We start from the raw sequence: 22,626 nt of genomic DNA, 5'->3' as shown, positions 1-22,626 counted from the left end.
TGGTATCAATCGGCATTGCCTGCATGACGCTTGGTGGTTGCGCCAGTTATCGCCCAGCGCCGCCTGCATTTAACGAGGCGATCAACAAGCCATATATGCTCGACGCGGGTGACCGAATCCGCCTGACGGTCTTTGAGCAGGACGGCATTACCAACACCTATAGCGTCGATCAGGCCGGCTATATTTCCATTCCGCTGATTGGCAGCGTGCCAGCGCGCGGCAAGACCATCCAGCAGATCGAGGCAGCAGTGGCAGCCAAGCTCAAGCAGGGATATTTGCGCGAGCCCGATGTTGCCGTCGAGATTGATCGCTATCGGCCCATCTTCATCATGGGCGAAGTGGGCGCTGCAGGCCAATATTCTTATGTTCCGGGCATGACCGCCCAGAAAGCCATTGCTGCCGCGGGTGGATTTAGCGCTCGCGCCAATCAAGGCGACGTCGATATTACGCGGCAATTTAATGGTGAAAGCCTCACCGGGCGTGTGACTATCTCAGATCAGGTATTGCCCGGCGACACGATCTACGTGCGCGAACGCTTTTTCTGATCGGCGCACATGAAGACCAGCCGGTCACTCCGTATTGTTCATTGCTTCAGGGCTCCCGTAGGTGGCGTCTTTCGGCATGTCCGCGATCTGGTTGCTGCGCAGAATGCCGCGGGGCATCAAGTTGGCGTAATCTGCGACGCAACAATTGGAAGCGAACTTGAGGAACAACTCCTCGCCGAACTTGGCGTCGGGCTGGCTTTGGGACTAACGCGTATTCCAATGCAAAGGCAGATTGGGTTCCGCGATGCCGTAGCGGCATTCAGGACATACAAGACAATCAAGAAATTGAAGCCTGAGATTCTGCATGGGCACGGCGCCAAAGGCGGCACCTATGCAAGAATATTCGGCTCGCTGTTACGGGTATCTGGTGCAAGCGTTGCCCGTTTTTATTCGCCGCATGGCGGTAGTCTCCATTACGATCCGACGAAACTTTCCGGAAAACTGATTTTCCGGATCGAGCGGCTGATGGAGCGAATGACGGATCGCATTATATTTGTTTCAAAGTTCGAGCGCGAAACCTATGTGCGGAAAGTTGGAGAGCCCCACTGCCCCAATGCTTTGATCCATAATGGGCTGTCCGCACAAGAGTTTGATCCGGTCGTCGAGAACGACAATGCCGCAGATTTTCTGTTCATCGGAGAATTACGCGCGCTGAAAGGGCCCGATATTTTCATTGAGGCTCTCGCAAAGGCCAGCAAAGCAAGCGCGCGGAAGTTTACTGCCGTTATTGTTGGTGATGGGAGAGACCGCGCATCACTGGTGGAACAGGCCGTATTGATACGGGAGCAGACCGACATAAGGTTCCTGCCTCCCATGAAGGCCAGAGACGCTTTCCGCCTTGCAAAAATTGTGGTGGTGCCTTCGCGCGCTGAAGCCTTGCCCTATATTGTTCTGGAGGCATTGGCAGCTGGAAAGGCGTTGATCGCCAGCCGGGTGGGTGGAATTCCAGAAATTCTGGGCGATCAATCGCTGGCACTGGTCAGGCCCGACGCAACCGAACTTGCCCAGAAAATACTGACTGCCATTGGCGATGTTGCAGCCTATCGCACCGTCCTGCCGGATATGGACGATCTGAAAAAGAACTTCAGCGCCAGCAGTATGGCAGCCCGGTTGGAAACCGAATATTTCGTTTCACTTGGTCACTAATTATCAAACCTTTCTTAGTGCCTATATGCTACCTAAGGTAGTATTATGAGAGATAACAACGCAAAACCGAAGCTCACTCGCGAGTCCGTTCGTAATCTGGTGTCCGATGAAGAATCTTCAACGGGCAAAAGCAGCCTGAGCCCTGTCGCCTACACGATTGCGTCACAATATGCGCAATCAACCAACTCGCCGGTAATGATCAGCGGTATCATGCGGATCATCGAGTTCATGATCGTGGCGGTTACGGGCATCGCGATCTATATTTTCTATGTGGGCGCATCGCCGAGCTTGTTTCTGCACTATTTGCTGGCAGTCGTGGTCACCGCAACCGCGACTGTTTTCATGTTGGAGCTGAGCGACAGTTACCAGCTTGCCACGATGCGCGATCCTTTCAGCAAGTTCGGGCGGCTTGTCATCATATGGTCGGGCGTTTTCGCGATGATGTCGCTGGCAGCCTTCTTCCTCAAAATATCCGAAGACTATTCGCGTGTCTGGTTTGGCGCCTGGTTTCTTTGCGGACTGGTTTTGTTTGTTGCATTTCGGCTCATCATGTCCCGGTTGATCCGGCGCTGGGCACGTAATGGCAAGATGGAGCGGCGGGCCGTTCTCGTCGGTGGCGGCAAACCCGCCGAAGACCTCATCCGTTCCATCGAGCAGCAACCCTATAATGATATCCGCATTTGCGGGGTCTTTGACGATCGCGACGCAAAACGTTCACCGCCTATTGTTGCTGGTTACCCGAAGCTTGGTAATATTTCAGAGCTCATCGAGTTTGCGCGGATAGCGCATATCGATATGCTCATCGTTTGCCTGCCTATAACGGCTGAAGAGCGCGTACTCTCGCTTTTGAAGAAGCTCTGGGTACTGCCGGTCGACATAAGACTATCGGCCCACAACAATCATTTGCAATTCCGCCCACGCGCTTATTCCTATATCGGCTCAGTGGCGATGATCGATCTGTTTGACAAGCCGATCAATGATTGGGACTCGGTCGCCAAACGCGCTTTTGACATCTTCTTCAGTCTCTTCGGCATTCTCGTTTTCAGCCCGATCATGCTGGCTACAGCGCTTGCGATCAGACTGGAAAGCAAGGGTTCTGTCATTTTCAAGCAACAGCGCCACGGCTTCAATAATGAGATCATCGAGGTCTGGAAATTCCGTTCCATGTATACGGAAATGTGCGACCCGACGGCGCGCAACGCAGTTGTCAAAAATGATCCGCGTGTCACTCGTGTGGGTCGTTTCATCCGCAAGACTTCCATCGATGAACTGCCCCAATTTTTCAACTCGCTGATGGGGACCCTGTCGCTTGTCGGGCCTCGTCCTCACGCCATAGCGGCCCACTCCCACAATCTTCTCTACAATGATGTGGTGGATGGCTACTTTGCCCGGCACCGGGTTAAACCAGGCGTGACAGGGTGGGCCCAAATTAACGGCTGGCGCGGAGAGATCGACTCGGACGACAAGATCAAGATGCGCACGGAGTTCGATCTTTATTATATTGAAAACTGGTCGCTTTGGTTTGATCTGAAAATTCTGCTGCTTACCCCCATACGCCTGCTGAATACGGACAACGCCTATTGAGCACTGTTGCGCATCGCGACTTACCAAGCGGGATAGACCGCGCCACCAAGAACCGCGCGCTCATCCGGCTCATTTCGAATTTTGCGGTGGGTTTCGGTGTATTCCTGAGTGGTTTCGTCATCGACGAGCCTGCTCCATACGAACTTTACATGGCGGGCCTGATCGCGATTTGGGCCTTGTTCGGCCTCAGGCTCTCGCAGGTTAGCGGCGCGCTTCTTGCCATATTGGTGATCTTCAATATTGGCGGCGTTATCTCGATGGGACAGATGTCCGATCTGAAAACCGCACCCATGTATCTCGCCGTATCGCTGTTCTTGTCGCTGACGTCCGTCTTCTTCGCTGCCATAGTTAAAAACGACTACCGCGTGCTCAACATCATCTTTGGCGGTTATGTGCTGGCAGCGATATGTACCTCACTGCTCGGCATTCTCGGCTATTTCAATGCCTTTCCCGGCTCAGAGCTCTTTACGCGCTACGGACGGGCGATGGGTGCTTTTCAGGATCCGAATGTTTTCGGGCCATTTCTCATGCTGCCCTTTGCCTGGTTATTGCACGGCATATTGGCGGGAAGTTTGCGCGCCCTGCCCTTGCGCCTCGTACCAATTCTGATTTTGACACTGGCAATCTTTCTCTCATTTTCACGGGCGGCGTGGGGCATGGCGCTGCTCATCATTGCCGGGATGGCGCTGCTGCTGTTCATTCACAACCCCAGCCCGTTGTTTCGCCTGCGGATCATCATCATGGCGATCGTGGCCGTTGCGCTGGCATTGATTGCAATTGTCATCGCATTGCAGATCCCCAGCGTGGCCGAGCTTTTCAATGCGCGTGCACAACTGGTTCAGGATTATGATGATGCGCAGTTCGGTCGCTTCGCCCGCCACTGGTATGGTTTATTAATGTCTATCGACCACCCTCTCGGCATTGGGCCGTTGGAGTTTGGCCCCATCTATGGCGAAGACACACATAATATCTGGCTTAAAGCACTGCTGGATTATGGTTGGATCGGTTTTGCCAGTTATTTGCTGCTCACCATGCTCACTCTCGGACTTGGGTTACGCATCCTTTTCCGTGACCGGCCCTGGCAGCCATATCTCCTATGCGCTTATCTTGCCTACCTCACACATGTGGTGGTGGGAAACGTTATCGATACAGACCATTGGCGCCATTTTTATCTGCTGGTCGGGGTTATATGGGGATGCGTTGCGCTTGAGGTGGCAAATAAACGCCAAGAAAAATGACAGTAATACTGCCATGTCCTGCAACTGAAAATAGCACAATGCGCGCGTTTTTAACGAATTGCTGTCGTTTTCTGCAATTGAATGAATCGACTTCAGCTGGTTTTTTAGTTCAATAAGGCATTTCTACCAGCAAAATCCAGAAACAGGATGAAGGCCATAGTCGATTTTTTAAAAAAGAATAACCCAAACTATTCCACTTCTGATGGTGAACTTATGCAGCAGGCGCTCGATATTGCCGCTGCAAAATTGGGAATTTGCGAAGAGAACAAACATGAGCGCAGTTCACTCATTCGGTTTGTTCGCGCTGCCTTTATCATCGGCAACCGCGATGTGGATGCCATCGCAAGTTTCACTGTGAACGCAATTCTTATCAGGCGCAAAAACTCACATCGCTGACGCCTGCTTGCCTAATCGGGTTGCTCGGGCGGACAAGGCCAATTGGCTGGTGCGGTCAGCCCTTGTGGTAGCTTCGTCGCGCTATCGCCACATGCCAGATCAAGCTGTGCCTGCTGCAGACCCTTGGATGATGAAAGATCAAGTCCTTCTATTCGCGTGCGAAACATGAACGCCTTGTCAAAGTTCAGCGTTCCTTCGGTCGTCGCACCCGTCAGATCAGCGCGCGAGAGATTGGCCAGACTGAAATTGACGCCTGAAAGATTGGCCTTCTGGAAAATGGCACGCCCAAGCTCGGCTTTGGCCAAATTGGCCGATGACAAATCCGCCTGCGTGAAATTTGCGCGCTGCAACTCCGAACTGGCGAATGTGGCACTGGCGGCAGACAGTTTGGTGAAATTTGAGCGATAGGCTTCAATACGATTGAAGTTGGCTTTCGTGGCGGACGCCTCGGCGAGCGAAGCTCTTATCAGCGTGGCCTTTTCAAAATTGGCGCTGTTCACATTGGCGGTGCTCAAATCCGTGCCGGTGAAATCGGTTCCCGAAAGATTTGCACCTTCAAGGTTACTTCCAGGGATAATGATGCTGCGCTTGTTGCATTCGCTCCAGTCAAGCCCCGGCTCCGCCATGCTTCCGCATTGTGCAGCTGATGCGCTGCCCGCCACTGCCAAGCCAGCAATAACTGCAAGCAATGCCAATAAACGGCGCGCAATTTGAGGATTGGTGACAATACGCATTCATTCGCTCCCATGACCCATTTGACCAGTCATATTATTTAAGTAGCGCTGAGTGTCACACAATAACAGTGCAAATGGCAAAAAAGGCAGGGCAAGCAATGCCGAACCTTATTCCGCTTTGAAACTATACTAGGCTTTTGTGATTCCTACAGAAAATGGTCGGAGTGGCCGGATTCGAACCGACGACCCCTTGACCCCCAGTCAAGTGCGCTACCGGGCTGCGCTACACTCCGACATTTTCTATAAGTGCGTGGTGCAACCAAGCTTTGCTCAGATGCAAGATACGCAATCACGGCGAAATCCCTAGATTACTGAGCTTTTTATAGCAATACCTAAAGCCAAAGAAATAAGACAAACTCCACACAATGCATGCCATCCAAGGAGCTTGGCGCCGGATGCCAGGCAATTTCGCGTCAGTTCCGGCGCTGGTCGAGGATGGCAGGAGGTTCTTGACCGACATAGATATTGGCTTCAATTGCGGCTTCAACGAATATCGTCCGCGCGGCACTCACCGAGACAATGCCGGATTGCGCTTCATAGCACGCCACGCGCGCTTCCAGATGCAAAGAAGATCTCTTTTTCGGCCAACCATTGAGCAAAAACGCAGCTGCCTCACTTATTGACGAAATAGTTTCGTTCCGACCGGTCTGATTATTTTCCAGGATGACAGGAAGAAATTCAAGGTTAACCATTGGGACCCCATTTAATCCCCTTCTTTTCAGTAAAGGGCTTCCATCCTTGGCAGATGGCCAAGACTGAACTGATTTTCTCATTGGTGAGTCGATATATCCGCCAATACGCGGGCCAGCGTGACGCGAGAGTGACGCGTAATTGTAATCAAATTACCGGCCCATTTTCGTCCAATGCCACAACCCGAAACGCTTATTTTGCAAGGATTTTTTCGCAGTAACCGGGTGGCTGCCTGACATTGTTCCTATCGAAACTTGCCAATAAGTTGATATCAACCTATTGTGGGCTGATGAATCGCATGAGGGCCCAACCGGGTTTGAACTCACCTTTCCAGCAGACAGCAGTTTTTGACGCATGTGAGGAGATGCCTAATGAACAGCAATGAAACGCTCGTACCCGCACAGGAATTGGCCCTGAAAAATGGTGCACGCTATCCCAATGAAAGCGAAGAATATCGAAAAGCCCGCAATGCCCTGCTTGCGGAGGAGATCGAACTTCGCAGGCATATTGAACGCGTAGCCCAACAACGCCGGGCCTTGCCACTGGGAGGAACAGTGACGGGGCCCTACAAATTTGAGGGAGAAAACGGACCTGCGGACTTTGCCGACCTGTTTGGCGACAAACAAACATTGATCATTTACAGCTATATGTTCGGTCCACAACGCCAAAGACCCTGCCCCATGTGCACATCACTTCTGTCATCCTGGGATGGCGAGGCAAAGGATGTCGGCCAACGCGCCGCACTTGCTGTCGTCGCGCGATCACCCATCGACCGGCTGATCGCTTTCAAGAAAGAGCGCGGCTGGCAGGGCCTCAATCTTTATACTGATCTGACAGGAGACTACAGCCGGGACTATGTCAGCGCGGATGACGAGGACGATACAGCCATCAACGTTTTTACCCGGCGGGACGGCACCATCCGGCATTTTTGGAGTGCCGAAATGGGCGGAGCAACAGCTGATCCGGGGCAAGATCCGCGAGGTGCACCCGATCCCATGCCGCTTTGGACCATTCTGGATATGACACCCGAAGGAAGGGGTAGCGACTGGTATCCCAAACTTGACTACAGAACCTAACGCTCACAGGCCTTATCAACCGGTACAAACGGACCAGTAGCGCCATGGCGAAACATGACCGCTAAAGCTATGCATTGATCCAGGTGATTAAAATCGGAACATTCGCCGAACCACACCGTTATAGCTCGTGTGTTAAACAGGAGCATTCAACTATGGCGATATTTTCCAAGAACGCAGACGATGTGCAGGGTGACGTAGAGGCGCAGATTGCTGCATTACGCAAGGAAATCTCCAAGATTTCTTCAAGTCTGTCGGATTTGGGCTCCGAGCGGTTTGACGAGGTTCGCCGCGTTGCGGCTAAACAAGCACGTTACGCGGCCGATACCGCAAAGCAAAACCCGGTTGCCACCCTCGCCATCGTAGCAGGGGCAGCATTGTTGATCGGTCTCTTCTCACGCCGTTAATTTGAAGGATCAGCATCATGGACGATATAGCCGATGCAATTCAAAGTGAGGCCGACAAGGCTCGCCTGAAAAGCGAGATCGCCCAGTTGAAACGCGATCTTGCTGCAATAACGAAAACGCTGGCGGATAAGGGAGCCAGGGTTTTCGATGACCTTACCGAAGATGATGACGATGAAGACTATTCCTCGACCGCGCACACAATCCGGCGGCGAGGTATTCAAGCTGCCGGAGCAATCGGTCATCAGGCCAAACGGATCGGTGACATTCCGACCCAAAATTCAATTTCGACATTGGTAATGATCGCCGGTCTCGGCGTTATCATCGGAATGCTGGCAAGCCGGCCCTAGTGCCGGGTTCATATGACAGGCAAACTTTAACGAACCTGATCGAGCAGGCGCTTGCATTCAAGAAGATCAAACAATGTTTCCTGCAACAGAGCGCGATTATCTTTCGACAAGCGCTTGCCATCGGCAGCTACAGGCCCTTCATCATCGCCCTTGATCAATCCGAACAGGCGGCGCCCATGTGGCGCCGCTTTTGGCGCGCCCATAACAGCGGCTTCTTCATCAGCATCAGCCCTGCTCTGTTCTGCCGCCAAGGCTTCTTCCTGGCGTGCATGAGCCTGTTTCTGCTGACTGATCGTCTCTGCCGCAGCAATATCACCACTGCCAAGAGCTATGATGAATTGCGTGCCGTTCTCGCGCAGAAGACGCTGAACGCCCTTGATCGTATAACCCTGATCATAAAGAAGATGACGGATGCCCTTGAGCAGATCGACGTCGAGCGGACGGTAATAACGTCGTCCACCGCCCCGCTTCATTGGCTTGATATGCGTGAATCTGGTTTCCCAAAAGCGCAGGACGTGCTGTGGCAAATCCAGATCTTCGGCAACTTCGCTGATGGTTCTAAATGCGTCGGGACTCTTGTCCATGATTCCACCTTTGAGCCAAAGCGTTACTGCACCCTTTGCGCCAGATAGTCCAAGCCTTGCTTTCGCAAGGTCCCAATCCATCCTTATTTTCGCATCGGCTTACTCGAAAACCGGATTCCACTTTTGGCCGATGCTACAGCGCATGGTGCGTTAAGGAGAATTCTGATTCGACGTGTATTTCAGCGGTTTATCAGCAATTTTTCAAGCTCAGTCCGAGATCGGCCCACAGCAATCTCGTCCAAGCATGCATGATAGTACCGATCAGGCCGACTTTTTCTTCCGGGTTTGATGCGAACGCAAAATGCGCTGCTTCAACACATTGGACGCCTTGAATGTCATGACGCGACGCGGCAGGATCGGAACCTCCTCACCTGTTTTCGGGTTGCGCCCGATCCGTTCATTCTTGTCCCGGACCTGAAATGTCGCAAAAGACGACAGTTTTACGGTCTCGCCGCGGACGATTGCATCACAAACCTCGTCAAGAATGGTTTCGACAAGTGACGCTGACTCGGTGCGTGAAAGCCCTACCTTGCGATAGACTGCTTCAGCCAGATCAGCGCGCGTAATGGTTTTACCCCCCATACGATCTCAAAGCTCTCGTTTTATTGCAAAACTATCGGTGACAGCGGAAGTTATAGGATGAAAACTGATCGGGCAAGCAGGATGGGGAACTTCGTTACCTAATCTGCCAACCCAACCGGATTACTACCAACGTAGCAGAACTGCACCCCACGTAAAGCCCCCACCCATGGCTTCAAGCAGCACAACATCACCCTCTTTGATTCGACCGTCCGAAACAGCCGTCTCAAGCGCTAAGGGTACTGAAGCAGCAGAAGTATTTCCGTGTTGGTCAACGGTTATGACGACCTTTTCGGAAGGCAAATCCAGCTTCTTTGCGGTGGCATCGATAATGCGCTTATTGGCCTGGTGTGGAACAAACCAATCGATATCCGCTGCTGTAATTCCTGCATCGGAAAGCGATGCTTCAATAACATCCGTGACCATGCCCACGGCATGTTTGAAAACCTCGCGGCCCTCCATGCGAAGGTGACCAACAGTCTGCGTCGAGGACGGTCCGCCATCGACATACAACTTTTGCTTGTGGGAACCGTCCGACCGGAGATTGGCTGTCAGTATGCCACGGTCAGAGGTCAAACCGCGTCCTTCATTGGCCTCAAGAATCAGAGCACCAGCGCCATCCCCAAAGAGCACGCAGGTGGTGCGGTCATTCCAATCCAGGATGCGCGAAAATGTTTCAGCGCCTATCACCAGAACACGCTTGGCCATGCCACCGCGAATATAGAGATCGGCTGTTGTAACAGCATAGACAAAGCCGGAGCATACAGCCTGCATATCGAAGGCAAACCCATGGGTCATGCCAAGACGGGCCTGAATGTCGACAGCGGAGGCTGGAAACGTATTGTCCGGCGTGGATGTTGCCAGAATGATGAGATCAATATCGTCGGGTGTCATTCCCGCATTGTCGAGCGCAGCACGAGCCGCTGCTTCGCCCAGCGTTACAGTTGTCTCGCCCTCGCCTGCAATATATCGCTGACGGATGCCTGTACGCTGTACGATCCATTCATCAGTGGTTTCGACAACGCCTTCAAGATCGGCATTTTTTACCAGACGAGCCGGCTTGGCCGACCCTATCCCTTTGACAACGGAGCGGATCATTTAATTTCCTGTTGGTCTATTTCAACGTCCGCCTCGGCATCACCCTCACCTTTGAAGGCAACACCGACCGGGCTCTTGTGAAAGTGGCTCAGATCGGCAGCAATCTTATCCAGCAACCCATTCTTGGCCATGTCGTAACCTACGTCTATGGCAGCAGCAAAGCCGAGAGCATCCGTGCCGCCATGGCTCTTGATAACAATTCCGTTCAACCCGAGAAACACGCCGCCATTGGTCTTGCGCGGGTCGAGCTTCTCCCGCAGGCGGTCAAACGCGCCCTTGGCGAAAATATAACCGATCTTTGCCATCAGCGTGCGGCTCATGGCTTCGCGAAGATATTGGGCAAACTGTTTTGCCGTGCCTTCCGCTGCTTTCAACGCGATATTACCGGTGAAACCTTCAGTCACAACGACATCAACGGTGCCCTTGCCAATATCATCGCCTTCAACGAAGCCGTAATATTCCAGGCTTGGCAAGGGTATCTCACGCAGGATGCGCGCTGCATCCTTCACATCGTCCTGGCCTTTGATCTCCTCAACGCCAACATTCAAAAGACCAATCGTCGGGCGCTTGATCTCGAACAGCGCGCGCGCCATGGCAGATCCCATGACGGCATAATCAACAAGCTGCTGGGCATCAGCACCAATGGTTGCACCAATGTCCAGAACAATGCTTTCGCCGCGAAGTGTTGGCCAAATGCCTGCAATCGCCGGCCTTTCAACACTTGCCATCGTACGCAGGCAAAATTTTGACATGGCCATCAGAGCACCGGTGTTGCCTGCTGAAACGCAAACATCCGACTCGCCCGTCTTGACCGCTTCAATCGAACGCCACATGGATGACTTCCAGCGGCCATTGCGTAAGGCCTGACTTGGTTTTTCATCCATCCGTACCGAGACATCGCAATGATGAAACGTGGACGCTTTGGACAAGGCTTGATGCTTTGCCAAGAGCGGCTGAACTTCTTCTTCGCGCCCGAAAATCACAAAGTGGATATCGGGGTGGCGCTCCAGCGCCGTCGCCATGCCGGGAACTACGATCTCAGGACCGAAATCGCCGCCCATGGCGTCAATAGAAATTCTAATCACTCTTGATTGTCCTGTCCTGTTCAGTTCTTAATGTTTTTTGAAAAGACTCGGCGAAAATAGCCATTTTGCTCGCAGACACAACCGGATTCTAATCGCAACCGGCTTGCTGGCGACAATAATCGTCAAGTTTCCCCTCACACCTTCATTGAATTTGCACGCGGGCGAACAAAATCGTCACGGATATGCCAATCAAGTTTTTTGTTTCCAGTCTTTCAAGCCAGCAAATGGATTGATGGGCTTTTCCTCGGTTCCTTCCGTGCCAAACGTTACCTCCACTGGCGGGGCGGCTTCCGCCTCGGGCTTACGCGGGTAAGGGTCGATTGCCAACTCGAAAAACTCCTCGGCGATAGCTCCAGCATCCAGACTATCGCCAGAAAATGTCTCCGGTATGTCCGGACCATCGGCGCTGATTATCAACTCACCATTCTCATCGAGCGGCAGGCGGGCCAGGCGCGAGTCCTGCGGAACGAAAAGGCTATCAATCTCCGCATCGATTTTCGCGTCGATAGGCTCAAGGGTAACCACGCAGGATTGAACAATATCGGCCTTAACCCTGCCGCGAATACGGATACCGTCCTTCTTCCAAGGAACGATCTGCAAATCTGCCTTGAAGGATTTTACATCCTCGAGTTCGTGAAAATCGCGCAACGCATCGCGCTCTTTGCTGTCCGCTTCGATTTTAATTGTCAGGCCCTTTTGCGGCAATCGCTTGACCTGAACCGGAAAACTCAAAGCCCCATCCATTTTTCTAGCCATTGAGGTCTCCTTAATCTCTCTGTCCGGGCAGCGTGGTCGCGGCATCGGGAAATATAACTTTTCCACTCGCCAAAACGTCGTCTGGCTGCGTTTCCAGCAGTAATACCACCTGTTCCACGTAAATTGCCAGCGCCACGCCGCCGCCAATCCAATCAGCACTATCTGGACGTATATTGCGCGCCAGGGCAGTTGCCAGCTCGGTCTGATCGTTGTTTTCGAGCGCCTTATCATAAGACTCGACACGGCCATAAAACATTCGCGCAAGTTTCTTCATGCGTTTTGGCACACCGGAATCGCCAATTCCGAGTTCTCTCAACGAATGATCAACATCGCGGAAGAACTCATCGGTGACTTCCTGCCCGATTGATTTCAACGCGTCATTCCTGCCCTTGATGCGCCGGATAAACAGGAAAATGTGCAAAGACAGCATTTCATAGCGGCCTAAGGGTGAATCGGGCACGCCAATGTCCGAATAAAAATAGGGCTGCCGCGCCGCCGCCACGATTGTTTCGTAGATGGCAATCGTTATCGCCTCATTTGCCTTGGCCTTGCGGCTGAATAAACTGAGAATCATTAATTGGGCTTTCGCTTGAACCGGGGACACAACACGAGTCGCGTGTTGCATCGGACTTCAAGGTGGTTTACCGAAGTTCTGCGGGCAGCGAAAGACTTGCGCCCACTTTGAAATGGAGATGTCGTTGCTGCAGCGGATTTTCAAGACCCATAGTTCACGCGGATATTTTCTCGCGGGAACTTTCGTTTTGGCTACAGGACTTGCCGGTTGCAATACCGCAAGCCTCAATCCTTCGGAAACATTGAGCCAAGGCTATGTCCTCGACGAGAAGACGCTTGAGTTCGTTCCTGTCGGATCAAGCCGCGAACAAGTCATTCTCTCGCTCGGCAGCCCGTCGACAACCGCGACCTTCGACAATGAAGTATTCTACTATATTTCACAGAAGCGGCACCGCAGCGTGGCTTTCATGCAGCCCAAGGTTACGGACCGGCGCATCCTTGCTGTCTACTTTGACAAGGATAGCAAGGTTTCCAGCATCGCCAATTACGGCCTGCAGGATGGCAAGGTTTTTGACTTCATCAGCAGAACCACACCGACAGGCGGTAAAGACCTGACCTTCCTCGGCCAGCTACTGCAAGGTGTAGGCAAGGCTCCGCCATCTCTTGGCGGTGGCGGACCAACCGGTCAATAGAATTTCAAGCAAACAAAAACCCGCGAAACAGCATGTTTCGCGGGTTTTTTATTATCAAGATTTGAAGCGGTTCAAATCAAAGCTAGCCGTGTGCGAGCACCGCAAGCAAAAGCAAAGCCACGATATTGGTGATCTTGATTGCCGGGTTGACGGCTGGACCGGCAGTATCCTTGTAAGGATCACCGACGGTATCACCCGTGACAGATGCCTTGTGGGCATCGGAGCCCTTGAGGTGCCGGACACCGTCCTTATCGACAAAACCGTCCTCGAAGGACTTTTTCGCATTATCCCAAGCGCCACCACCGGAAGTCATCGAGATGGCCACGAAGATGCCATTGATGATCACACCCAGAAGAGAAGCGCCGAGCGCAGCAAAAGCTGAAGCCTTCGAACCGGAAATGAGCAGCACGCCGAAATAAACGACGAGCGGCGCAAGAACCGGCAGGAGTGACGGGATCACCATTTCCTTGATGGCAGCACGCGTGAGGATATCCACCGCGCGGGCGTAATCCGGCCGCTCAGTGCCTGCCATGATGCCGGGCTTTTCGCGGAACTGGCGACGAACCTCTTCGACAACAGAACCCGCTGCACGCCCAACAGCGGTCATCGCAATACCACCGAAGAGGTAGGGGATAAGACCACCGAAGATCAGGCCGGCCACCACATAGGGATTGGACAGCTCGAACGATACTGCGCCGATTCCCTTGAAGTAAGAGAAAGCAGTTGATCCAGCCTTATCGGCCTCAGCAATGAAGAACTTCAAATCATTGGAGTAGGCAGCGAAGAGGACAAGCGCACCCAGACCTGCCGAGCCAATGGCATAGCCCTTGGTGACAGCCTTCGTTGTATTGCCGACCGCATCCAGCGCGTCAGTGGATTTGCGAACCTCCGGATCAAGACCGGCCATTTCGGCGATACCACCGGCATTGTCGGTAACAGGACCAAATGCATCCAGCGCAACGATCATGCCAGCGATGCCGAGCATGGCAGTGACCGCAATACCCGTCCCAAACAAACCGGCCAGCTGGTAGGTCCAGATGATACCGCCAACAATAACCAATGCCGGCAGAGCAGTCGATTCAAGCGATACGGCAAGACCCTGGATCACATTCGTTCCGTGACCCGTGACCGAAGCCTGAGCGATTGAATTGACGGGGCGTTTGTTGGTCCCGGTGTAATATTCGGTAATCACGACGATCAGCGCCGTGACAACCAGACCAAGAATTCCGCAATAAAACAGATTGAGCCCTGTAATGCTCTGGCCGTCTACCGTACCAACCTCACCCCAACCGATAGTTGCCCACGTCGCCAATGCAAGACCGACAATGGACAGAAGACCTGTCACGATCAGCCCCTTATACAAGGCGCCCATGATGGAATTATTGGCTCCAAGCTTGACGAAGAAAGTACCCGCAATTGAAGTGAGGATACAGGCCCCACAGATCGCCAGCGGGTAGAGCATGACACTGCTCAATACTGGCGTTGCTGCAAAGAAGATCGCACCGAGAACCATTGTCGCAACAATCGTTACCGCATAGGTTTCAAACAGGTCAGCGGCCATACCAGCGCAATCGCCGACATTATCGCCAACATTATCGGCGATGGTTGCCGGGTTGCGTGGATCGTCTTCCGGAATACCGGCTTCAACCTTGCCAACAAGATCGCCGCCGACATCCGCACCCTTGGTGAAAATACCGCCGCCGAGACGCGCAAAGATAGAGATGAGCGAAGCCCCGAAGCCCAGCGATACCAGTGCATCGATGACTGTGCGGTCTGCCGGGGAATAGCCGAGAAGGCCTGTCAGCACCCAGTAATAGACTGCAACGCCAAGCAGAGCGAGGCCCGCAACCAGCATGCCGGTGATAGCACCGGATTTGAACGCGATCTCAAGCCCTGCTGCCAGGCTGCGCGAAGCCGCCTGTGCCGTTCGCACATTCGCGCGAACCGAGACGTGCATGCCTATGAAACCTGCCAGACCCGAGAGCACCGCTCCAATGAGGAAGCCGATAGCGGCTGTACCTGTAAGCAGGAACCAGACCGCTATGAATACGACCACGCCGACAATGGCGATCGTGGTATATTGACGTGTGAGATATGCCTGTGCGCCTTCTCGAATTGCACCGGCGATTTCTTGCATGCGCGCATTGCCCTGGTCCGCAGCAAGCACCGATTTGGTAGCTAGAACCGCATAGACGATGGACAGCAGACCGCAGGCAATGACCAAAAACAGTATTGTCATGCCACTCCCTCAGATTTGACCGGAAAACCCCTCCCCGGGTCAGGTTCAGTACGGCACACGCAGCTGCCAGGCCGGCAGAAACGCGACCGCATGTGTAAGGAGTAACGAAGCAAATGCGAAAACGTCAAGGTCTTTCGTATCCGGATCAAAACGATAGACCAAAGTAGGGATTGCTGGCAGGGAAATGGCGCGGCAATCTATGTTGGGAAATGGCTAGGAAGGGTATCCATTAGCGTGATCTACAATGAACGGATCAAACTATTTGCTACATTCCTGAATAGTGTGGGTGTCGCGATATTGGCTGTAGGAGGATTGGCACCCCTGATAACCAGCCTCAACGGGCAAACCGGCCCGACATTATTTATTTCTTTTATGAGCGCCGTTTGTTTTCTGACTGCTATTGCCTTACATAGCAAGCCGCTTCCTGAAGAGGATGAAACAGTGACAACCTTACAAATGATCTCATTTATGATTATGCCTGCGGCTGGCCTGTTGCTCGCAGGTGCTGTCTTTTTATATGACTGGAGATATCCGGCAAAGCATCAGCATCGCCGCGATATGAAGTAGTCAGCGTTTCGGGCTTTTGACGCCCTTGCTCTCGCCTCGAAGCTCAAAAGCAAGACGATCCAGAACGGCATTCACCAACTTCGGCTCATCTTCCGAATAGAATGCCTTGGCGATGTCGACATATTCCGAAACGATAACGGCAGTTGGCACATCGGCCTTGCCGCGAAGTTCCCAAATTCCGGCACGCAAAATAGCGCGCAATGTGGAATCAAGTCGCGATAGCGGCCAGTCTTCGGTCAATGCCTGCCTGATCATGGGATCAAGTATCGTTTGATCGGCCACAACGCCGGATACAATACCTCTGAACCATTGCGGGTCAGCATCCAGATATTGCTTTCCGTCTACTTCCTTGCCAAGCCGATGCGCTTCATATTCAGCAACAACTTCCAGCACGCCGGTTCCGGCTACATCCATCTGATAAAGCGCCTGTACAGCTGCAAGCCGCGCAACGCCACGCTTGTTTGCGGTCTTTACCGCCGGGGTCTGTCCATCGTTAGAGTTGACCATGGTTCAGGCTCCGAGCTTATCCTTGAGGGCAATCATTGTCAGCGCTGCGCGGGCGGCAAAGCCACCCTTATCCTTGTCTTCGCGGCGCGCGCGAACCCAAGCCTGTTCCTCGTTTTCAACAGTCAGGATTCCATTGCCAATGGCGATGCTTTCAGCCACAGCCAGATCCATCAGAGCCCGGCATGATTCATTGGCGACGATATCAAAATGGTAAGTCTCGCCGCGGATAACGGTGCCAAGCGCTACGAAGCCATCATATTTCTTGCCGCCATCTTCGGCACCATCAAGGGCAAAAGAAATGACGGCGGGCACTTCAAGCGCGCCTGGAACAGTCACAACATCATAGGTCGCATTGGCTTCATCCAGCGCAAGCTTGGCGCCGTTCAGCAATGCATCGGACAGTTCTTCATAGAAACGTGCTTCCACAATCAGTAGATGTGGCGCACGCGCCTTGTTTTTGGACATGCTCGCTCCAGGAATTTTGATCGGCTAAGGCCGATTGTGTCGTCCCAGATCGCTATACGCCCTTACGGGCGCAAAGTGGCGATCTGGCTTTTGTTTGTCGCATCGGATGATCCGAAAACCGGATTCCACTTTTCGGTTCGATGCTTTAGGCTGATTTAGGATATTCTGCAAGTCGGGCAGCATATCGAGCCATCTGATCAATCTCGATATTAATTCTGTCTCCGACCTTGCGGTCGCCCCAGGTGGTAACTTCCAGTGAGTGACGGATGAGGAGAACGTCAAACTCATTGCCATTCACCGCGTTGACCGTCAGCGACGTGCCATCGAGCGCCACGGAGCCTTTTGGCGCAATGAAGCGTGCAAGGTGTTCCGGGACACGCAAGGTAAAGCGAACAGCATCGCCCTCCTCTTCACGCTTGATCAGGTCAGCCATGGCATCTACATGGCCTGAAACGAGATGACCACCCATTTCATCGCCAAGCTTTAGCGAGCGCTCCAGATTGATACGCGTGCCAGTCTTCCAATCGGCAATGCTGGTCAGGCGTAGCGCTTCTTCCCACGCTTCAACCTCAAACCAGCGGGCATTGGAGCCTTTTTCCGGCAATGTTGTTACGGTCAGGCAAACACCCGAACAGGAAATGGATGCGCCGATCTCGATCGTCTCGGGATCGTAATTGGTTTCAATACGCAGTAATACACCTTCATTAAGTGGCTTGATCTGTCCGACCTTGCCAATATCGGTAACAATTCCCGTGAACATTCGCGGCTCCTTAAAGCGGTCTTACATACTCGCTGTAGCGGTCGTCGCCGAAGCGGGATTCGTACAACAGCTTGAATTCATGAGCCATATGGGAGCGCAGGTCGGGGGCTGCAACCCCACCCTCGCCAAGCTCCACGGGACCTTCAAACAGCACGATGCGGTCAACCAGTTTTTCTTCGAGGAACGAGGCAGCCACCACTGCCCCGCCCTCGACGATCAATGTCGAAATGCCTTGCGCGGCAAGATCATCCATCAATTCCGGGAGAGCTGTTGTTCCGCAATCGGTTTCAGTTGCTAGAATTTTGCATCCTGCTGCAATGAGCGCTTGCCGTTTGGCAGGGTCCGCATCTGCTCTGGCGGCAATCCACACCGGTACAGTTGCAGCTGTTTTAACCAACTCGCTGTCCATGGGAATCCGCAGATGGCTGTCGAGGACAATCCTGATCGGCGAGCGATGTTCCAGCCCAGCCAAGCGGCAGGTCAATTGCGGGTTATCCGCGAGCACAGTTCCGATGCCAACCAGGATGGCGTCAGTCTCGGCACGCATGACATGCGCCTGTGCTCTGGAAATGGGACCACTTATCGCTATTTGACCCTCACCTTTCCTCCCGATGAATCCATCGGTAGAAAGCCCAAGTTTTAGAGTCGCTTCCGGGCGTTTCCTGGAAGATCGAATCAAGTATCCGGCCAGTTCATCAACTGCTTCTTCGGCAAGCACACCCGTTACTACCTCAATGCCCGCATCCCGCAAAATAGCGTAGCCTTTGCCGGCCACCCGATCGTCAGGATCATTCGCGGCCGATACAACGCGGGTTATGCCCGCAGTGACCAGCGCATTGGCACAGGGCGGCGTTTTGCCGTGATGAGCGCAAGGTTCAAGCGTAACGTAAGCTGTTGCGCCGCGTGAATGTTCGCCTGCTTCAAGCAAGGCCTGCGTTTCCGCATGGGGACGTCCGCCAATTGCCGTGACACCGCGCCCGACAATGACATTGTCCTTGACGATAAGCGTGGCGACAGAAGGATTGGTGCCGGTCAGTCCATGATGGCGGCGCGAAAAACGAATAGCCGCAGCCATATAGCGGCGATCAAGTGCAGTTGCTGCCATGGGGATCAATCGTCCTCAATCGGGCCAGTTGCGATATCGCTCGCGGTAATTTCATCGATGACGTCATGGAAGTCCTTGGCTTCGCTGAAATTGCGATAAACCGAGGCAAAGCGGATATAGGCAATGTCATCAATGCCTTTGAGCGCGTCCATGACAAGACGGCCAATCTCGTCGGAGCTTACTTCCGGTTCACCCGAGCTTTCCAACTGGCGTACAATGCCCGAGACAGCCCGCTCAACCCGTTCCTGATCCACCTCACGCTTGCGCAAGGCGACTTCGACGGAACGCATAAGCTTATCCCGGTCGAATGGAACGCGGCGGCCGCTTTTCTTGATGACGGAAAGATCGCGCAACTGCACGCGTTCGAAGGTCGTGAACCTTCCACCACACACCGTGCAAATACGTCGCCTGCGAATGACAGCCCCATCCTCCGCAGGACGGGAATCTTTCACTTGAGTATCTTCAGACTGGCAATATGGACAACGCATCGAGGAACTTTCCGAAGATGATTCTGAAATCACCGCGAAGATAGTGTTTTTCGAAGCGAGATTAAAGCGCCTCGGCGAAACGCACTGTCAATGAAGTGCGTATCGCCAAGGCAAAACAGGCTTATTGGCCCAGATAGGAGTACATAGGGAAGCGGTCAGTCAGGGTAATAACCTTCTGCTGAACTGCCTTTTCCACAGCTGCATTGCCCTCATCGGAATTGGCGACTTTCAAGCCATCAAGCACTTCCGAGATGAGATTACCGATTTCGGTGAACTCTGCTGCACCAAATCCGCGCGTAGTGCCTGCTGGCGTTCCAAGACGGACACCAGACGTGACGAATGGCTTTTCCGGATCGAAAGGAATGCCGTTCTTGTTGCAGGTGATGTTTGCGCGGCCAAGTGCCTGTTCCGCCCGCTTGCCGGTTGCATTCTTTGGACGCAGATCTACGAGCATAAGATGGTTGTCTGTACCGCCGGAAACGATGTCGAGGCCGTTCTTTTTCAATGTAGCGGCCAATGTCTTGGCATTGTCAGCAACGTTTTGTGCATAGACCTTGAATTCAGGCTTGAGCGCCTCGCCGAAGGCAACTGCCTTTGCAGCGATGACGTGCATCAAGGGCCCCCCCTGCAAACCGGGGAATACGGCTGAATTCATCTTCTTCGCAATATCCTCGTCATTGGTGAGGATCATGCCGCCGCGAGGGCCGCGCAGTGATTTATGCGTGGTGGTGGTAACAACATGGGCATGCGGTATCGGCGAAGGGTGAACACCGGCAGCGACCAGACCGGCAATATGAGCCATATCAACCATCAGATAGGCACCGACGCTATCGGCAATCTTGCGGAACCGCTCCCAATCCCAAATGCGGGAATAGGCAGTACCACCAGCAAGGATCAGCTTCGGCTTAGTTTCCTGTGCCTGCTTTTCAATGGCATCCATATCCAGCAAATGATCGTCCTGACGAACGCCATAGGAAACGACCTTGAACCATTTTCCGGACATGTTGACCGGAGAACCGTGGGTTAAGTGACCGCCGGAATTCAGATCCAGGCCCATAAATGTGTCGCCGGGCTGCAACAGGGCCAGAAACACGGCCTGGTTCATCTGGCTGCCGGAATTAGGCTGCACATTGGCAAAATTGCATCCAAACAGTTTCTTGGCGCGTTCGATAGCAAGTTCTTCAGCAATATCAACGAACTGGCAGCCGCCATAATAGCGCTTGCCCGGGTAGCCTTCGGCATATTTGTTGGTCATGATCGAACCCTGCGCTTCAAGAACAGCGCGCGACACGATATTTTCCGATGCAATCAATTCGATTTCATGGCGCTGACGGCCCAGCTCTTTGCGGATCGAGCTGAAAATTTCCGGATCGATATCTTCGAGCGATGCGTTGAAAAATGTATCTGCATTCGACATGGTGCCTGAACCCTCATTTGCCATTTGGATATTCGTGGGTAGTTGCCGCGCATTATCATACTTAAATGGCAGAGGCCAATGGCCGATGGACGAAAACCAATGGTTTGAAACCGCCATCATAAAAAAGACCGCTACTAGCGGTCTTTTTCAATTCTCAGTCAGACAGAATTAGGTGTTGGTGCCGATCGACAGGGCTTTCTGACCATCCATCTCGTAAATATCGTCACGCAGGTGAACAACGCCGTCACCCGTGGACCATGCCGACACGTAGACGAAATGCACGGGAACAGGGTTAGTCACGGCAATCGGTGTGTTGACGCGGGAGGCAATTGTCGCCTCCATTGTCTGGCGATCCCAGCCCGGGGTGTCACGCAGCAGCCAGACATTGAGATCGCGTACGTTCTGAATGCGGACACAACCTGACGAGTCGAAACGCATCAGCTTGTTAAACAGGCCCTGCGAGGGCGTGTCATGCATATAGACCGCATAGGGATTTGCGAAGTTGATCTTGGTCGAGGACATGGCGTTAATCTTGCCTGGATCCTGACGGAACATCAGCTTGACAGCATCGTCGGTTGACCAGTCAACGCTCTCCGGCGAAACTTCCTCGCGGGTGCGTTCGTCAAACAGGCGAATTTTGTTCTTCTCCAGATAGGTTGGGTCCTTACGCATCAGCGGAATGATATCTTTCTGGATAATCGACTTCGGCGCTGTCCAATATGGATTAAGGATGACCTCGTGAATCCTGGAGTCGAGGATGGGAGTCTGGCGATCAATCTTGCCGACAATGGCCGTGTGACGCTGGGCAACCCTGCCCGCTTCAACTGCTTCAATCTGCGCGGCAGGAATATTGACCATGACATAACGGGCGCCTTGATCCTCAGAAGCAAGCTTACGGACGCGCTCCAGATTTGTCTGCAACTGGCCGAGACGAACGTCAGCCGTAACGTTCATTGCTGCCAATGAATATTGGCCCATGACGCCGTCGGCGGGCAGACCATGGCGCGACTGGAAGCGCTTGACCGCCGCATCGACATACGTATCAAAAGAATTGGAAACGCCGGCGCTCTGCGAAAGATCACCCGCGATGATCAGGCGCTTGCGCATGACCGAAACGGCGGGATCGACCACGCCGAGCTGCATTTTCACATTGCCGGGGACGGTCGGCCAACCACCATTGCCGACAATCTGGCTATAGGTGTTGATGGCATTCTCGATGAAGGACACTGTTTCAGGACTGGCGATAGGCTGGAAGCTTGCGACCTTGCCACGGCTTGTCGAGCGCGCATCAAACTGATCATCCCAGTTGCCGCGTTTTGGAGCGGAGAGAATGTCACCAATATCGGATTGTTGCGCAAAGGCAGACGAAGCAACGGCCGCCATGCCTGCTGTTGCGACACCGGTCAAAAATGCGCGGCGGTCCAGCGCTGACGATCCAAATTTTTTCATGTTCTTGTCCAACCTGTTGGAAGCTTCGCAGTCAAGCTGCTCACAGCAATGCGCGCGAGCAGATATGGTTTCCAAAAATATCAGGAACATCGTTAACAAACATCAACTTTCCGCGAAGTATAGCGCGATTGTGATAATTACGCGATATGCGCCCATTGAGGC

General features: G+C 53.2%; 26 protein-coding genes and 1 tRNA gene. 10 read left to right on the top strand and 17 right to left on the bottom strand.

Annotated features, from left to right (window positions below; all coding sequences use genetic code 11):
- Positions 1-23 precede the first annotated feature (23 nt).
- The 5 genes from AC6CHM_RS01185 to AC6CHM_RS01165 all read left to right on the top strand — a co-directional run bounded on the left by AC6CHM_RS01185 (position 24) and on the right by AC6CHM_RS01165 (position 4,909).
- A complete protein-coding gene (locus tag AC6CHM_RS01185; RefSeq protein ID WP_336441926.1) occupies positions 24-545 on the top strand; it encodes a polysaccharide biosynthesis/export family protein in 522 nt (173 codons plus the stop codon).
- Between the two features lie 9 nt (positions 546-554).
- Complete coding sequence (locus tag AC6CHM_RS01180) at positions 555-1,691, top strand: glycosyltransferase (RefSeq protein WP_498171663.1); 1,137 nt, start codon at positions 555-557, stop codon at positions 1,689-1,691.
- 45 nt (positions 1,692-1,736) lie between these two features.
- The gene (locus AC6CHM_RS01175) at positions 1,737-3,275 is read left to right on the top strand and encodes an undecaprenyl-phosphate glucose phosphotransferase (RefSeq protein ID WP_115051708.1); all 1,539 of its coding nucleotides are present in this window, start codon (positions 1,737-1,739) and stop codon (positions 3,273-3,275) included.
- Positions 3,272-4,513: an O-antigen ligase family protein gene (locus tag AC6CHM_RS01170; protein ID WP_307284221.1), complete on the top strand. Its 1,242-nt coding sequence runs from the start codon at positions 3,272-3,274 to the stop codon at positions 4,511-4,513. The genes AC6CHM_RS01175 and AC6CHM_RS01170 overlap by 4 nt, the downstream gene beginning before the upstream one ends.
- Positions 4,514-4,726: 213 nt before the next feature.
- The gene (locus AC6CHM_RS01165; RefSeq protein WP_307284217.1) at positions 4,727-4,909 is read left to right on the top strand and encodes a hypothetical protein; all 183 of its coding nucleotides are present in this window, start codon (positions 4,727-4,729) and stop codon (positions 4,907-4,909) included.
- A gap of 11 nt (positions 4,910-4,920) precedes the next feature.
- Here the strand turns inward: AC6CHM_RS01165 and AC6CHM_RS01160 are convergent, their stop codons facing one another.
- The 3 genes from AC6CHM_RS01160 to AC6CHM_RS01150 form a co-directional block, all read right to left on the bottom strand.
- Positions 4,921-5,643, bottom strand: coding sequence for a pentapeptide repeat-containing protein (locus AC6CHM_RS01160; protein ID WP_307284213.1), 723 nt, complete (start codon positions 5,641-5,643; stop codon positions 4,921-4,923).
- Positions 5,644-5,799: 156 nt separating this feature from the next.
- A tRNA-Pro gene (locus AC6CHM_RS01155) sits at positions 5,800-5,876 on the bottom strand.
- 180 nt (positions 5,877-6,056) lie between these two features.
- Positions 6,057-6,416: a DUF982 domain-containing protein gene (locus AC6CHM_RS01150; protein ID WP_354344838.1), complete on the bottom strand. Its 360-nt coding sequence runs from the start codon at positions 6,414-6,416 to the stop codon at positions 6,057-6,059.
- Between the two features lie 288 nt (positions 6,417-6,704).
- On the opposite strand from AC6CHM_RS01150, the gene AC6CHM_RS01145 reads away from it, so the two are divergent.
- The 3 genes from AC6CHM_RS01145 to AC6CHM_RS01135 all read left to right on the top strand — a co-directional run bounded on the left by AC6CHM_RS01145 (position 6,705) and on the right by AC6CHM_RS01135 (position 8,160).
- Positions 6,705-7,409, top strand: a complete 705-nt coding sequence (locus tag AC6CHM_RS01145) for a DUF899 family protein (RefSeq protein WP_307284208.1) — start codon at positions 6,705-6,707, stop codon at positions 7,407-7,409.
- A 152-nt stretch (positions 7,410-7,561) separates the two neighbouring features.
- The gene (locus AC6CHM_RS01140; RefSeq protein WP_336441887.1) at positions 7,562-7,813 is read left to right on the top strand and encodes a hypothetical protein; all 252 of its coding nucleotides are present in this window, start codon (positions 7,562-7,564) and stop codon (positions 7,811-7,813) included.
- 17 nt (positions 7,814-7,830) lie between these two features.
- Entirely contained in the window at positions 7,831-8,160 is a 330-nt protein-coding gene (locus AC6CHM_RS01135) for a hypothetical protein (protein WP_498171657.1), read from the top strand.
- A 26-nt stretch (positions 8,161-8,186) separates the two neighbouring features.
- Here AC6CHM_RS01135 and AC6CHM_RS01130 read toward each other — a convergent pair whose 3' ends face one another.
- From AC6CHM_RS01130 to AC6CHM_RS01105, 6 genes are all read right to left on the bottom strand, one after another.
- The gene (locus AC6CHM_RS01130; protein WP_115052180.1) at positions 8,187-8,744 is read right to left on the bottom strand and encodes a MerR family transcriptional regulator; all 558 of its coding nucleotides are present in this window, start codon (positions 8,742-8,744) and stop codon (positions 8,187-8,189) included.
- A 261-nt stretch (positions 8,745-9,005) separates the two neighbouring features.
- The gene (locus AC6CHM_RS01125; RefSeq protein WP_008128366.1) at positions 9,006-9,326 is read right to left on the bottom strand and encodes an integration host factor subunit alpha; all 321 of its coding nucleotides are present in this window, start codon (positions 9,324-9,326) and stop codon (positions 9,006-9,008) included.
- 123 nt (positions 9,327-9,449) lie between these two features.
- Complete coding sequence (locus AC6CHM_RS01120; RefSeq protein ID WP_115051716.1) at positions 9,450-10,421, bottom strand: beta-ketoacyl-ACP synthase III; 972 nt, start codon at positions 10,419-10,421, stop codon at positions 9,450-9,452.
- Positions 10,418-11,506 (bottom strand): phosphate acyltransferase PlsX, encoded by a 1,089-nt coding sequence (plsX, locus tag AC6CHM_RS01115; protein ID WP_115051717.1) that lies wholly within the window; start codon positions 11,504-11,506, stop codon positions 10,418-10,420. Before plsX ends, AC6CHM_RS01120 begins: the two co-directional genes overlap by 4 nt.
- A 189-nt stretch (positions 11,507-11,695) precedes the next feature.
- On the bottom strand, positions 11,696-12,262 hold the full coding sequence (locus AC6CHM_RS01110; protein ID WP_337353836.1) for a YceD family protein: 567 nt from the start codon (positions 12,260-12,262) through the stop codon (positions 11,696-11,698).
- Between the two features lie 10 nt (positions 12,263-12,272).
- On the bottom strand, positions 12,273-12,836 hold the full coding sequence (locus tag AC6CHM_RS01105) for a ubiquinol-cytochrome C chaperone family protein (RefSeq protein WP_498171655.1): 564 nt from the start codon (positions 12,834-12,836) through the stop codon (positions 12,273-12,275).
- A gap of 124 nt (positions 12,837-12,960) precedes the next feature.
- Between AC6CHM_RS01105 and AC6CHM_RS01100 the strand changes: the two genes are divergently transcribed.
- Entirely contained in the window at positions 12,961-13,467 is a 507-nt protein-coding gene (locus AC6CHM_RS01100; RefSeq protein ID WP_370878817.1) for an outer membrane protein assembly factor BamE, read from the top strand.
- A gap of 82 nt (positions 13,468-13,549) precedes the next feature.
- On the opposite strand, the gene AC6CHM_RS01095 is transcribed toward AC6CHM_RS01100, so the two are convergent.
- Complete coding sequence (locus AC6CHM_RS01095; RefSeq protein ID WP_115051721.1) at positions 13,550-15,706, bottom strand: sodium-translocating pyrophosphatase; 2,157 nt, start codon at positions 15,704-15,706, stop codon at positions 13,550-13,552.
- Positions 15,707-15,940: 234 nt separating this feature from the next.
- Between AC6CHM_RS01095 and AC6CHM_RS01090 the strand changes: the two genes are divergently transcribed.
- The gene (locus AC6CHM_RS01090; protein ID WP_354344847.1) at positions 15,941-16,273 is read left to right on the top strand and encodes a hypothetical protein; all 333 of its coding nucleotides are present in this window, start codon (positions 15,941-15,943) and stop codon (positions 16,271-16,273) included.
- Here the strand turns inward: AC6CHM_RS01090 and nusB are convergent, their stop codons facing one another.
- The 7 genes from nusB to AC6CHM_RS01055 all read right to left on the bottom strand — a co-directional run bounded on the left by nusB (position 16,274) and on the right by AC6CHM_RS01055 (position 22,476).
- Positions 16,274-16,780 carry a transcription antitermination factor NusB gene (gene nusB / locus AC6CHM_RS01085; RefSeq protein WP_307284173.1) on the bottom strand — a complete coding sequence of 169 codons (507 nt, stop codon included), beginning with the start codon at positions 16,778-16,780 and terminating at the stop codon, positions 16,274-16,276.
- Positions 16,781-16,783: 3 nt separating this feature from the next.
- A complete protein-coding gene (ribH, locus tag AC6CHM_RS01080; protein ID WP_115051724.1) occupies positions 16,784-17,245 on the bottom strand; it encodes a 6,7-dimethyl-8-ribityllumazine synthase in 462 nt (153 codons plus the stop codon).
- Between the two features lie 145 nt (positions 17,246-17,390).
- Complete coding sequence (locus tag AC6CHM_RS01075; protein ID WP_115051725.1) at positions 17,391-18,005, bottom strand: riboflavin synthase; 615 nt, start codon at positions 18,003-18,005, stop codon at positions 17,391-17,393.
- Between the two features lie 10 nt (positions 18,006-18,015).
- Positions 18,016-19,110 carry a bifunctional diaminohydroxyphosphoribosylaminopyrimidine deaminase/5-amino-6-(5-phosphoribosylamino)uracil reductase RibD gene (gene ribD / locus AC6CHM_RS01070; protein ID WP_498171650.1) on the bottom strand — a complete coding sequence of 365 codons (1,095 nt, stop codon included), beginning with the start codon at positions 19,108-19,110 and terminating at the stop codon, positions 18,016-18,018.
- Between the two features lie 5 nt (positions 19,111-19,115).
- On the bottom strand, positions 19,116-19,598 hold the full coding sequence (nrdR, locus tag AC6CHM_RS01065) for a transcriptional regulator NrdR (protein ID WP_115051727.1): 483 nt from the start codon (positions 19,596-19,598) through the stop codon (positions 19,116-19,118).
- Between the two features lie 121 nt (positions 19,599-19,719).
- A complete protein-coding gene (glyA, locus tag AC6CHM_RS01060; protein ID WP_307284166.1) occupies positions 19,720-21,039 on the bottom strand; it encodes a serine hydroxymethyltransferase in 1,320 nt (439 codons plus the stop codon).
- 144 nt (positions 21,040-21,183) lie between these two features.
- Positions 21,184-22,476: a L,D-transpeptidase family protein gene (locus AC6CHM_RS01055; protein ID WP_370878863.1), complete on the bottom strand. Its 1,293-nt coding sequence runs from the start codon at positions 22,474-22,476 to the stop codon at positions 21,184-21,186.
- Positions 22,477-22,626 lie beyond the last annotated feature (150 nt).

It is taken from the genome of Phyllobacterium sp. GQ127, assembly GCF_059758635.1.
Note: the sequence above shows the minus strand (reverse complement) of the source record. Positions and strands in the feature narration are given on the sequence as shown.